The following is a 13,379-nucleotide window of genomic DNA, read 5'->3' as shown; positions in this document are numbered from 1 at the left end:
TTACACCTCATGAATTGCTGGGACTTTTTCAGCCAGCTTATTGAACTTGCGGAGCATCATCCCCATGATCACGTAAGCTGGCAACCCAATGCCGAGGAAGAAGACCAACAACGGGTTGATCATGTAAAGCAGCGCGGTGACCGCGATCATCAAGACGATCAAGACCACCTGCAACGGGCAGATAAAGAGAAACAGAAAAGGTTGCAGCCATGCGCGGAACCCGTGCACGTCAAAGTGAGAATACACCGGGAAGAAGAAGACCATCGTCAAAACGATCAACATGCGGGTCAATTTGAGCATGATCTCAATGACCACGTTTGTTTGCCCGACACCATTGAGCATCGCCGTTTCAACTAGGAGGATGAATCCTGCGGCCGCGAAGCTCAGTGTGATCTTCCAACTCGACTTGAAGTTAGCCCAGTAGAATTGTTTGAATTCGCGATAGACCTTGCCGTCATAGTTGTTCTTCATCTTGTCTCGGATACAATCAAATGCTGTGAGTGTCGCAGGTACAATTCCCAGCACAATGCCGCCCTCAAGCGTAAAGAGGAACCAGCAGAGATTGATCTTCATCATGTAATAGATGTCGTTGATGACACGCATCCCTTTTTCTGCAAACATCTAAATCACCCCTTAATAGCGCCGACCATGATACCCTTTTCAAAGTATTTCTGAACGACTGGATAAAACAGCATAACTGGCAATGTGGAGATAATAACAACACTATATTTCATAGTCAGCTTCAGCATCATCATCTGCGCGTCAGCCCCTTGGCTCAGCGCGGTACTGGTGTCACCGAAGGATCCTTGCACCAGGATCTCCCGCAAGATCAGTTGCAGAGGGAACTTGGAGCGATCAGTCAGGTAGATCATCGCGGTGTAGTAATCGTTCCACCGGCCAACACCGTAGAACATCGCCATAACGGCAATGATCGGTGTTGATAGTGGCAAAACAACACGCCACAGCAGTTGCAGATCGTTGGCCCCATCGACATAGGCACTTTCCAGCAATTCGTTTGGAATGTTGGCCTGGAAGTAGGTCCGCATCAAGATCATGTTGTAAACGCTCAAGGCGCCTGGCAGGATCATGACCCAGATCGTGTTCAAAATGCCGAGCTGCTGGTTGACCAAGTATGTCGGGATCAAGCCGCCGCTGAAGAACATGGTGATCGTGAAGAAGATCGTGATCGGGCCTTTGCCAACAAAGTCTTTACGCGACAGCGGATAGGCGCCGAGGGTGGTGACGATCAGGTTGACCATCGTCCCTGCGAATGTGTAAAGAACGGCGTTGCCAAACCCGGTCAGGATGTCCCCGTTTTTCAGAACTTCGGTATACCCTTTAAGGGTGAACCCACGCGGCCAAAGAAGCAGCGGTGTGTCGAAAATCTTGTTTGGATCACTCAAGGACGCCATGATAACGAAGATGATCGGGTAGAGAATAATGAGGGTAAAGATCGTGATGATTACAATGTTCACGATATCAAAAACTCTGTCACCCCTGGTTGGTTTGTAAATCGCACGTGATGCCATAGATGTCCCCTCCTTCTACCACAGACTGGTATCGCCAACGTGCTGGGCGAACTTGTTAACGATGAACAAGAAGATGAAGTTGACGACGTTGTTGAACAGTCCGACGGCAGTCGAGAAGCTATACTCCCCATTGACCAACCCGACTTTGTAAACGTATGTCGACAGCACTTCTGAGGTCGAAAGGTTAGAGGCATTCTGCATCAAGAAGGTCTTATCAAACCCAACAGCCATGATCCCCCCAGTTGCCAAGATCGCAGAGATCACGATGGTCGGCATAATGGCTGGAATGGTGATATTGCGGATGATCTGGAAGCGTGACGCGCCTTCCAGATAAGCGGCTTCGTACTGATCCTGTGGAATCCCAGACATCGCAGCGGTGTAGATCAGGGTCCCCCAACCAACACCTTGCCAGATCCCAGACCAAACATACAGATGCGGGAATGCACCTGGAGAACCCAGGAAGTCAACGGCCTTACCACCAAACATGGTGATAATGCTGTTGATGACACCGTTTTGGGTGCCGAAGAAGAAGTTGATCATCCCGACGATAATAACTACGGAAATGAAGTTCGGGATATAAGAGATCGTCTGAACGGTCGACTTGAACCACTTCACACGAATTTCGTTGAACATCAAGGCCAAGATAATTGGCAGTGGAATCGAGACCAACAGACCGTAGATACTGATCCGCAACGTGTTCCAAATGATGTTCCCAAAGAAATAACCTTTGAAGAAACGTGTAAAGTTATCAAGCCCAGTCCATGGACTACCGAAGATCCCGAAAGCCGGGGAATAATTCTTAAAAGCAATGATGATCCCGTACATCGGCCAGTAACTCCAGATCAACGTGAAGACGATCGGGATGAGCATCATTAAATACAATGTCTTGTGCTGGCTGAAATAGCGTTTTCTGAGTTGACGCCGCTTTACCTTATCAATTTTCGGTAAAGCCACTTTTTTTGCTGTTGCTGCCGCCATACACGGTTACCTCCCTTCAAATGGGCAATGCATTGGCCCTGAAGGTGCCGCGGCACTAACCAGCCCTGAGCGGGGGCTGGTGTCGCGGTACCTTTAGGATATAAAGATTGCCCAAGGTTCCTACCCCGGGCAATCAACGCGAGGGGAATTAGTTATTCACTCTCGTAACGCTTATACTGCGCACGACGGATCTTGACCCATTCGTCAACACCGATCTTCTTCAACTGCGTCTTGTAAGCGTCCCATTGCTTGTCAATGTCCCACTTGCCGGTGACAAACTTCACACGTGCCTGGTCTACATAGTTATTCATATCTGTTTGAATAGTCGATAGCTTATTGGCTTCTTCAACTGTCCCTTGCAGACTTGGCAAAACTTGCTTAGGCATGTGATTCAGCGGATCGTCAGTGAAGACTTCAGGCTGCAGACCCTTGGAAATGGACTTCAGCTTTTCTTCAACTTCCAGATATGGGAAGAACCCTGCATAAACGTTGTCAACATACTGGTACGCGCCCAGCTGGGCGCCCTTTGGGTAGTCCAAGATCTTCTTGACGTAGACCTTGTTCCCGTTCTTGTCGACATTGTAGGTCACGCCTTCTTTACCGAAGTAACCGAAGTCGGAACCTTCCTTGCTGTAGAAGTAATCGACCCACTTGAGCATCTTCTTGGTCTTGGCTTCGTCTGCATCCTTGGTGATGATGAAGGCGGAAGTCCCCATGACACCAGACTGGGTGACCAGAGAACCGTTCTTGCCGTCAGGGCCATTCAGAATAGCGATTGGCTCGTAGTTGTTCATGGAGCTGGCACCGATAAAGTCAGAGCCGACCCAAGCGAACAGACCAACTTTGTCCTTAGCAGCATCGGCGACCCACTTATCGTAGTCCATGCCAGAGAAGGCAGTCTTAGCGATCAGGCCCTTCTTGTAGAGCTCTGCTTCGTATTCCCAGACCTGCTTCATCTTGTCGTCGGTGAAGATATATTGCAGCTGGTCGTTATCGTCGATGTAGAAGTTGTTTTCCATCGCGGTACGGCCGGCCGTGTTCATACCGAATGCAGCTTTGATCATGAGTTCAAACGCACTGAACTGACCGGAGTCCATGTAGAACCCTTGCTCATCAGCCTTGCCGTTACCATTAGGATCCTTGGTCACGAACTGCTCGAGAACGTTGGCCAGTTCGGTCGTGTTGGTTGGCTTCTTCAAGTTGAGCTTCTTGAGCCAGTTCTTGTTGATGTAAAGCTTAAAGTTACGGCCGCCGCCAAGTGGGTCAGTACTCATATATGGCAGGCTGTAGATATGGCCGTCAGCGGAAGTGATGGCTTTGGCAATCGAAGGATCTTTTTCCATCAGCTTGGCCAGGTTTGGCGCATACTTTGGAATCAGTTTTTCCAGAGGTTTGAAGAGGCCCTGGCTACCGTACTTGGTCAGCTCTTCGTTAGACCAGCCCGTCTGATAGAAGCCATCTGGCAAAGTCTTACGAGAAAGGATCAACTGCTTCTTGTTGTCCCAGTCCTTGACTTGTTCCCAGTTGACCTTGACGCCGGTCTTCTTTTGATATTGTTTCCACATCCAAAGATCTTTGTTCTTTGGGTGAACGTCGCTATGGTCTGGCGAGATCAAGGAGATCGTGTTCTTGTCTTCCTTGCTTGCGCCACTCTTTGACCCGCAAGCTGCCAATGTGACGGCGGCTGTGAGAACCATTAACGTTGTGCCCAGTACCTTAACAGACTTTTTCATTATGTACTCACCTCATACATAAAATTTTATTTTGAAACGACTGCAACATTCATCGATCTAAATCTTTGGTCCTTGATCCTCATGCTTGTTGATGTCTAAGCATCAAAGGCTGTCATACGACCGCTCCTGTTACCAAGTTCAAAACCCTGTCAGTCAATTAACCGTTATCGACTTCATACCCTGGCGAGAGCCCGTGACCATCGGAAACTCGCAATTTGTTACGAATAATAATTGAAAGCAATGAACGCACAATTATAACAAAGTATTCCCCTAAGACTTTCACTTACCCTGGTCTAACCACCCCCGAAAAATTTTGGTTTCAAATCGTACCAGCCACATGTAGAATAGAGGCATGTCCAAAAGTTGTCAACGCTTACATTTATTTTCATCTCATTTTTGGGCTAATGACTTTCGTTTTATATCATTTAGCGAGAGTCAAAAAGTTGACGTTTCGCATCACACCGGTCTTTGTGCGAAGGCCGTCCAAAAAAGGTGGCGTTTAATTATGAATCGAGGGTCATCCAAGCCCCTGTATGAGCAGATCTACGAGGATCTGAAAGACAAGATCAACGACAATACGTACCCGATCAACACGCTGTTGCCAACGGAAAAAGAGCTGACCGGTCTTTATAATGTCAGCCGCATCACGATTCAAAAAGCGGTCAACTTGCTGGCCGCCGAAGATATGGTGACGCGGCATGCCGGGGTCGGCACCACGGTCATCCACCAGGAACGCCTGCCTTCCAGTAACCGATTGATCGGTCTCGTGATGTCCGGGATCTCAGATTCGTTTGGGCGGCGGTTGGTGGAAAGCATCACGGACGCCTGCAACCTAGCCGGCTATTCCCTGATCATCAAGTTCTCCCATGAAAGCCAGCGCAAGGAGCAGGCCTGCATTCAAGCGTTGCTCGACATTCCCGTGCAGGGCATCCTGATTGCGCCCCTTGAAAAAACGTTCTTCGATCCGTTGCTGATGCAAAAGATTCTGGATGGGATGCCAATCGTGGTACTCGACAAGCAATTCACCGGCATCGACTCACTATTTGTGGGCACCGACCACACCTCCGGCGCCGAGCAGGCCGCGCAGCTGATTGCCGGGATGGGCCATCGCAACATCGCGTTCTTCGGGTATGACCGCATTGCGAACTCTTCGTTGGAAACTCGTGAGAATGCGTTTGTCTATGTTTACTCACAGACAAATCATCCTCTCCGAGCAGCAGCCTTCGCGCACATTGTCCAATCGCATTATTTCCAACACGACGAGGCAGCTCTTCAAGAGGACATCAAACGCATTCGAAACTTCATCGCCACCAAGCGACCGACATGCGTGGTGGCGATCGACAATTACGTCGCCTCACTGACTCGCGAGGCCATCAAGGAATTGCATTTAGACATCCCCAAGGACATTTGTCTGTTTGGATTTGACTCCGACTCCTCCGCTTTTCCCTCCTTGCGCTATACGTACCTAGCCCAGGACGAGGAAATGATAGGGAAGACCGCGTTCACTATGTTGAGTGACTACATCACAAACAAACGCGTCGCAGTCAAAAAGCAATTGATTCCGCCTGCCATCGTGGATTACGGCAGCGTCATTCGGGCTTCGGAAATGATCCGCGCCTAACGCAAAAAAATGACTTGGCTAGGGAAAAATGTAAATGGTCAGAATTGGGAGCCATGACAAAATCTGTCACGACTCCTTTTTTGCGCCATTCGTTGATGACAGACCATTATTGTTAGTCGCCTCGTTAACGACCCGCTGGACGCGCACCAAGTAACCGCGCATTTGTTGCCATTTTTCGCAAGGAATGGCGTCAGGGATAACCACCAGCTATCATCAAGGCAGACAGATCTCGGAGGTGCCTCATGTCAACTTATCAAAACCCGGTTCTCGCCAACGTGGCGGATCCCGACGTTCTGCAATTCCAAGGCCAGTACTACCTCTATCCCACCACCACAGACAAAGAAGTCGGTGGCATCAAAGTGTATACGTCGCGTGACCTTGTCCACTGGCAAGACCGCGGAGTCGCGATGCGTGGCGGTGATCAGAATTGGGGCACACGCGGGTTCTGGGCCCCGGATGTCACCGAATTCGACGGCCAGTTCATCATGACCTACACCGCTGAGGAACATCTGTGTATCGCCGTCAGCGACGATCCGCTCGGGCCATTCGTTCAGCCAATATTTGGCCCGCTACATCCTGCCACCAAGGAGATCGACGCGCATGTGTTTGTCGACGATGATGGTCAGGCCTACTTGTACTTTGTCCGCTTCACCGGCGGCAACGTGATCTGGGCCGCGCAACTGACACCCGACCGGCTCGGCATCGAAGAAGAAACCCTGGTCGAATTGCTTCGGCCCTCACAGCCCTGGGAAAAACAGATGGGTGATGTCAACGAGGCCCCCTTCATGCTCAAGCACGAGGGTCATTATCTCCTGACGTACTCCGGCTCACATTTTGCCAGTCCGAGCTATGGCGTTGGTTTGGCGATCGGCGAAAAGCCATTGGGTCCGTTTGTCAAACATTCAGACAATCCCATTTTGCACGGCACGGAGCTGGTGCACGGCCCCGGCCACCACACGTTTGCTTGGAGCCCAGACGGCAGTGAGCTGTTCATCCTCTATCACGTGCACGCCGATGCGACGCATGCAAACCCACGTAAGATGGCGATCGACCGCGCCGTCTTCGCCAATGATGCAAATGGGGGGCCGCGGCTCATCATCAACGGCCCAACCAGTGCGCCTCAACCGATGCCAGCCGGCGCACCTCAATAAATCGCAAGACGCAAACAGGCCACGATTCGTGATCATCGAATCGTGGCCTGTTTTATGCGGCAACACTATGTTATTTGATTTTGGCTAATGTCTTGGGATGTGGGACTTTGGCCGGCTGATACGCGACAAACAATTTGCCATACTTACCCGGCATCTTGATGTTCGGTTCGCGGGTCATCCCCGTGTTCTTGAAAAACTTGGTTCGCTTGGACTCGCTGGATTTGAGTACCCACACAAGATCGATCTGGTTGCCGGCGACCTGAGCAGTCAAGGCATCTTGGTCTTGATACTGGTTAAGGTTGACGGCCGAGACATCGACGATCTGCCGACTGCCGAGATTCAATTCCTTCTCGTAGTCCTTCTTCAGTTCCGTTGCTACTTCAGAATAATCTTCGTCGCCCATCAACCGCACCGACAAAACCGTCTCCGAGCGGCCTGACACCGAGACCCCGATCGAGATGGCCATCGCCAGCACCGCGACGACCGCGATGACCCATCCCTTGTAACTGTACCAGAGATAGCCAATCTTCTTCGGCCACGTCAACGTCTTCAGCGTCTCTTTGACGCGGCGCGCGTCTTTTTTCTCTTTTGATTCCATTCACGTTTCCTCCTACACAGGTCCTGAGAGCCATCATGCGCCAGAAATAAAGCGCTGCCAAGGGTGAAAAGTGGCGGTGTCATCTTTTCTTTTCGACGAAGCCGCCAGCCAGCCTACTCATCCTTGGAAAAATAATAAGTCACATGGATGTCCTGTGGGTAGTTGCCAAAGTCCTTGCCAAACAAGGTCATGCCGCCTTGATGCGGACTAGTCGGATCGATGCCGATTGCAAAACGTAAGGTTGAACTGTCCTGCAGGTCGAGATTCGCCAATGATGCCTTTGAGATCTCATAGCCGTCCAGCCCGGTGCTGTCTCGCTGTATATGCAGATGCTTGAGCACCCCATATTGACTATGCGTCGACGGCCACCACCGCGGGGTCAACTTGCCGCGCACGTCCGAGTAATTCGCCGGCACGGTGATCGTCCCGATCTTCACATCATTGAGCCAAAACGAAATATCGCTAGGCCAATTATTGTTCGAGCCTGGGAATTCCGAGGAGATCTCAAACGAGATGTCGATCATCTCGGCGCGGCGGTTGCCTTTCACCTCATTTGGCAGCATGTATTCAATACGGCCTTTGGTGAACCAAAGAAGAGACGCAGACAAGCGTTCCGGTTGGAGAAAGACAGTCGGGTCATCGAAGTCGCCGATCGCCTCATCCTTATTTGCCAGGCCGCAACTCGGCTCGATGCCTTCATTGGCAAAATAGTTGCCGAGGGGCAGTTCATAATCCAGCCGCTTGAATTCCGGATAGACAGTCTCTGGCAACGAAAAGTTGATGTTGGCGGCCTGCACCGCGAATACTTTTTGACGTTTATCCCCTTGCGTGTCGGCGCGCTGGACGATCAGCCCCGCTTCACCCAGCGCCTTCAGATGCTTAGAAACGATTGCCTTGCTGTAATGCAATTCGCTGGCTAATCGAGTCACATTCATCGGTTGCTTTGCCAGCTGATTCATGATCTCGATGCGCGTCTCAGAATCCAGCGCATGAAGCACTACCAGCGCGTTTTCATCCAGTTGAAGTTCCATTTTGATGGCCTCCTCCAAGTGGTATAGTTGCCATTTCAGTTAACATTCTAGCACTAATTTTGTGGGGTAGCGACCGGTCGTTCACTTTTATCACAGAACGTCAAAGCCCCGTTGACACTGTATTTTCTTGCTATATGATGAAAAATGTAAGCGGTTCAGAATTAGTTACCCATATTGGCAACATTTTATAAAAATCGTTGTAGGTCCCCTCGCCCACAACCAATTCTGTGTGAAAGAAGCGTGGCAACATGGCAAGAACGGAATATCCACGGCCCCAATTCGTGCGCGACGGCGACTGGCAATCGCTCAATGGCACCTGGCAATTCAGCTTCGATGATAACGATCGCGGCCGCGGTGCCCACTGGGAAAAAGGTCTCCCGACTGACCACAGCCAGATCAACGTGCCGTTTGTTTATCAAGCCCCAGCCAGTGGCATCGACGACCAGACCGTGCATGACATCGTGTGGTATCAGCGCGACCTCGCCATTGCAACGCCCCAAGCCGGTCAACGTGCCTTGCTCCATTTCGGGGCGGTCGATTATTTTGCCGATGTCTATGTCAACGGCCAGCTGGTCGGCCACCACGAAGGCGGCGATAGCAGTTTCTCCTTCGACATCACCGATGCATTGATCGCCGATGCCCAACAAGTCCTCACCGTCCGCGCGGAGGACCGCACCTACGACGAGACCCTGCCCCGTGGCAAACAGTCTTGGACCGGTCATGCCGAAGCCATCTGGTACACCAACTCCACCGGTATCTGGCAGCCGGTATGGATAGAGATCGTCGATGCCGCCCGCCTCGCCAGCGTGCGCCTGACCCCTGATCTGGATCACACCAGCATCGGCATCGCCGCTGAGCTCAGTGATGCCGCGATTGGCAGTAACTTGAAAATTGAAATCTCCTTCAAAGGCGAGTTGGTCGCCGAGGATACGGTGCGCATTGTCGCCAATCACACCGTCCGCACCATCGATCTGGTGCAACAGCACATTTTCCGTACCTCGTTTCACAACGATGGCTGGACCTGGACGCCGGAAAACCCCAACCTGTTTGACATCACGTTCACCGTTCTCGCGCCAGATGGTCAGCCGACCGATACGGTTGCTTCGTATTTTGGCCTGCGCAAGGTCAGCCGCGAAAATGGCATGATCTTCCTGAACAACCGGCCGTGTTACCAGCGACTGGTACTGGATCAAGGCTACTGGCCTGAGGGGCTTTTGACCGCCCCCACCGACGAGGCGTTCAAAAAGGATATTGAACTTGCCAAGGCGGCCGGCTTCAACGGTTGCCGAAAACATCAAAAGGTCGAAGATCCGCGCTTCCTCTACTGGGCCGACAAACTCGGCTATCTCGTGTGGGAAGAGATCGCATCGGTGCCCTATTTCTCGGAGAACTCGGTGGACCGCGTGATCGATGCTTGGCAAGACACCGTTCGCCGTGATTACAACCACCCCTCGATCATCATGTGGGTGCCGTTCAATGAAAGTTGGGGCGTCGATCGCATTCACTACGACACCCAGGTCCAGCACTTCTCCACCGCCGTGTATCACCTGGTCCACGCGCTGGATGACACGCGTTTAGTGATGACTAACGATGGCTGGGAAACGACAGATGGCGATGTGATCGGCATTCACAATTACAGTCACGGCGATTCCGCGGAGAGCGCCGCTTACCACCACTTCAAGGACACGCTGAGCACAACTGAGAAGATTCTCGATCAATCCTCAGCCAACTGGGCGAATTTTGCCAGCGGGTATGCCTATCAGGGCCAGCCAATCGTGTTGTCCGAATTCGGTGGGATTGGCTTTGATGCGTCGCGCAAAGACGGATGGGGTTATACCCGCGCGACCTCGGTCGATAATTATCTCAGCGAGTTGACCCGCGTGCTCGATGCGCTGCAAGCGTCTGAATGTCTGTGGGGCTACTGCTACACGCAGCTGACCGACGTCATGCAGGAAGTCAACGGGGTCCTCACCAAGGACCGCGAGCCAAAAGCGCCACTAGAAGAGTTGCACAAACGCTTCGTCTTTCCACGCTTTGGCCGACTCAACGACACCGCGGCCGATTACCGTCACTGACGCTTAGCCGCTCGACACATCCCCTTCTCAAGGAGGCAACTCCCATGCAATTCACCAACCCGCTGCCCGACGATGGCAAGCGGTATGCCGATCCTTGGCTCATCCGCGTTGGCGATACCTATTACTACTGTGGCGCCGGCCCGCATAGCAGCATCCTGATCAAGACCAGTTCCTCTCCCTTGGACATCTTGACCACCGATGATCACGTGATCTGGCAGGCCCCGGTCGGCACCAAATATAGCTTCGAAGTCTGGGCGCCCGAGCTGCATTTTCTCCGCGGCCACTGGTACGTGTATTTCGCAGCCGATGACGGTCTCAACGACCACCACCGCATGTACGTCTTACGCGGCGGCCAAGACGCCAGCGATCCACTGGCTGGCGCCTATGAATTTGTCGGGCGGCTCGAGCTGGATGCGAACCGCTGGGCAATCGACGGCACCGTCCTTGACTGGCACGATCAGCTGTATTTTATCTGGTCAGGCTGGGCCGGCGTGGAAAATGTGGCGCAGAATCTTTACATCCAGCGGCTCAAAGACCCTGCGACCCCAATTGGCGAGCGCGCGTTGATTTCAGCGCCAACCCGCCCGTGAGAACAGCACGGCGGCACTCCCGGCGGCCTGCCATACGTGAATGAAGGCCCCGAAGTCCTCATTCACAACGGTTTCTTGTCGATTATCTACTCAGCCAGCGGTGTGTGGACCGATGATTATTGCCTCGGCCAACTGCGCTTCATCGGCAGCGACCCGATGGATCCACATGCTTGGCAGAAAGCTGACGATCCGCTTTTTGAGAAAACGGCGCATGTCTTCACCCCGGGACATTGCTCGTTCATCACCAGCGCCAGTGGGCAAGATTACCTCGTTTACCACGCCGCGATTCACCAAGGCGCCGGCACGATGCGCAACATCCGCATGCAGCCGTTCACTTGGACCGCTACCGGCGATCCAGTCTTCGGCCATCCCATCACGCCCGGCATCCCCGTCGCATTTACTTAACTGCATCACGCCTTACGCTGATACCCTTTCCCCCAGAACCGGGTCCAGCACAATTCTCTTCCTCCCTTTTTGGAAAGACCACGTCGTTTCCTCCCCCGGAACTGACGTGGCCTTTTTTTGTGGCAAAAATTGTGTCTATATAATAGGAAGAAAAGTGCTAGAAAGTGGCGAAAACGCGAGGCACGATTGGGGCAAAAAGCCCGACTGCCGCGGCTGGGGACCACTAACATAGGTGTGTTAAATAGCAACAGATGTGTGTTCTGCGTGCAAGGTTATCCGATTTTTGTATATCCAGCGAAAGCCCCACCGCTTTTGGGAGTTGGAAAGAGGAACTTTATCTCGGCTTTTCTTTCATATAATGGCGGTCCCCAAAGCAAAAGGGATTCCTCAATGCGCAGACACGCACCGAGAAATCCCTTTGCTTCTTATGATCTGGCAATCCGACTGAGGTGAGCAGTCAGACTATCAGCTGCCAGTTGATCTGGTTCTGCGACGCGCCGCTTATAGTGGCCAGCAACTAGTAGCGATACTCACATATCTGGCAAGGAGATTGTTGCCACGAGCATCTGGTGGTCAGACAAAATTCGCCGGACCACGTGTGCCTCAACCAAGTTAATTCCGGGGGACAGAATAATGTTGTCGATTGCATTAACCTTCATGGCCGAATCTCGCCATTTGTACGTGTCAAACCAGTGCCCAGAATTTCCATTGACCCGTGTATAGGAAGAGTCAAACGCCTCCCATTCACTGAGGGACTGATCCATATTGAAGTCTCCAACGACCACCTTGTTTCGGTGTTTATCGTCGTGTACCGCCTGCATCAGCTCCGCCACCTGTGCACTGCGTATTGCTGGTGTCTCAAACGACAGGTGCGTATTATAGAACGAAAGCGTATCGTCGCCAAGCCGTATGACTACGTTGATAAACACTCGGTCCTCCTCACCGGTGACACCATACTTATGAATCTTGACCTGGGAGATCTGATGTCTGGCAAAAGTCGCGATTCCATACTGGCCACCCATTAGCGCAAGCGTTGGGGCAAATTGCCATTGGTAGTTCCGACCTGCAACAATCGGAAGCATATCGTATGGTGCACGCGCTGTGAAGCGTTCGATTTCTTGCAAACCGATCACATCCAGATCTTCATCGACAAACAGTCGCTCTACGGCTGTACAATCTGGATCTTCTCCTGAAGCCATATTAAAAGTTGCGATTCGAACCTGCATTTTCACACCTCCTATTCACGTAGCATATGCCTCAGAATCCAAGCATACAGAATACTAAAGCCGATGCCGAACGCCACGCTCTTCCAACCGAAAACAAATAGACCAACGCCAAGGATGACAAAGTTGATATTACGAATCGTTGGTGCAATTCGAATTTGTTCGTTACGCCGATGCAGAATTAAGGCAATCACGTCAACGCCAACCGTTGAGGCATTCTCTGATATGCAGCAATAGTAACCAAACGCGACGGCCACACAAGCCAGTGGCACATCGAACCAGATACTGAGAGTCACCTGGAAAGCAAGGTCGTAAAACAAATTGAAAGACAATAAGTACGTCACACTTGAAAACAGCGACTTGAAGAAGGGGCGTGCGGACATTTTTTTGGACCGCCGTTTTGCTAAAGTGCACAACGACGGTGTTCGTTCAGGTTTTTACCTCC

General features: G+C 51.8%; 11 protein-coding genes and 1 pseudogene. 4 read left to right on the top strand and 8 right to left on the bottom strand.

The window, feature by feature from the left end; all coding sequences use genetic code 11:
• From EKM95_RS09385 to EKM95_RS09370, 4 genes are all read right to left on the bottom strand, one after another.
• The gene (locus tag EKM95_RS09385) at positions 1 to 621 is read right to left on the bottom strand and encodes a YesL family protein (protein WP_125697805.1); all 621 of its coding nucleotides are present in this window, start codon (positions 619 to 621) and stop codon (positions 1 to 3) included.
• A 5-nt stretch (positions 622 to 626) separates the two neighbouring features.
• Positions 627 to 1,529 carry a carbohydrate ABC transporter permease gene (locus tag EKM95_RS09380; RefSeq protein ID WP_125697803.1) on the bottom strand — a complete coding sequence of 301 codons (903 nt, stop codon included), beginning with the start codon at positions 1,527 to 1,529 and terminating at the stop codon, positions 627 to 629.
• Between the two features lie 15 nt (positions 1,530 to 1,544).
• Positions 1,545 to 2,507, bottom strand: coding sequence for an ABC transporter permease (locus EKM95_RS09375; RefSeq protein WP_125697801.1), 963 nt, complete (start codon positions 2,505 to 2,507; stop codon positions 1,545 to 1,547).
• A 152-nt stretch (positions 2,508 to 2,659) separates the two neighbouring features.
• Entirely contained in the window at positions 2,660 to 4,240 is a 1,581-nt protein-coding gene (locus EKM95_RS09370) for a type 2 periplasmic-binding domain-containing protein (RefSeq protein ID WP_125697799.1), read from the bottom strand.
• Between the two features lie 505 nt (positions 4,241 to 4,745).
• Between EKM95_RS09370 and EKM95_RS09365 the strand changes: the two genes are divergently transcribed.
• Together EKM95_RS09365 and EKM95_RS09360 are read left to right on the top strand one after the other, a co-directional pair.
• Positions 4,746 to 5,861: a GntR family transcriptional regulator gene (locus EKM95_RS09365; RefSeq protein WP_164510165.1), complete on the top strand. Its 1,116-nt coding sequence runs from the start codon at positions 4,746 to 4,748 to the stop codon at positions 5,859 to 5,861.
• 242 nt (positions 5,862 to 6,103) lie between these two features.
• Positions 6,104 to 7,012, top strand: coding sequence for a glycoside hydrolase family 43 protein (locus EKM95_RS09360; RefSeq protein WP_125697795.1), 909 nt, complete (start codon positions 6,104 to 6,106; stop codon positions 7,010 to 7,012).
• A 70-nt stretch (positions 7,013 to 7,082) separates the two neighbouring features.
• On the opposite strand, the gene EKM95_RS09355 is transcribed toward EKM95_RS09360, so the two are convergent.
• Positions 7,083 to 7,610 (bottom strand): hypothetical protein, encoded by a 528-nt coding sequence (locus EKM95_RS09355; protein WP_125697793.1) that lies wholly within the window; start codon positions 7,608 to 7,610, stop codon positions 7,083 to 7,085.
• Between the two features lie 113 nt (positions 7,611 to 7,723).
• Complete coding sequence (locus tag EKM95_RS09350; protein ID WP_125697791.1) at positions 7,724 to 8,641, bottom strand: ArsR/SmtB family transcription factor; 918 nt, start codon at positions 8,639 to 8,641, stop codon at positions 7,724 to 7,726.
• 248 nt (positions 8,642 to 8,889) lie between these two features.
• On the opposite strand from EKM95_RS09350, the gene EKM95_RS09345 reads away from it, so the two are divergent.
• Together EKM95_RS09345 and EKM95_RS11865 are read left to right on the top strand one after the other, a co-directional pair.
• Complete coding sequence (locus tag EKM95_RS09345) at positions 8,890 to 10,716, top strand: glycoside hydrolase family 2 protein (protein WP_125697789.1); 1,827 nt, start codon at positions 8,890 to 8,892, stop codon at positions 10,714 to 10,716.
• Between the two features lie 44 nt (positions 10,717 to 10,760).
• Positions 10,761 to 11,711: pseudogene (locus EKM95_RS11865) on the top strand (glycoside hydrolase family 43 protein).
• A 530-nt stretch (positions 11,712 to 12,241) separates the two neighbouring features.
• On the opposite strand, the gene EKM95_RS09330 reads toward EKM95_RS11865, so the two are convergent.
• Positions 12,242 to 12,937, bottom strand: a complete 696-nt coding sequence (locus EKM95_RS09330) for an endonuclease/exonuclease/phosphatase family protein (protein ID WP_125697783.1) — start codon at positions 12,935 to 12,937, stop codon at positions 12,242 to 12,244.
• Positions 12,938 to 12,948: 11 nt separating this feature from the next.
• Entirely contained in the window at positions 12,949 to 13,317 is a 369-nt protein-coding gene (locus tag EKM95_RS12010) for a YitT family protein (RefSeq protein WP_164510163.1), read from the bottom strand.
• Positions 13,318 to 13,379: the final 62 nt, after the last annotated feature.

Origin of the sequence: Lacticaseibacillus yichunensis (genome assembly GCF_003946405.1) — a bacterium.
GTDB classification, from domain to species: Bacteria; Bacillota; Bacilli; order Lactobacillales; family Lactobacillaceae; genus Lacticaseibacillus; species Lacticaseibacillus yichunensis.
Note: the sequence above shows the minus strand (reverse complement) of the source record. Positions and strands in the feature narration are given on the sequence as shown.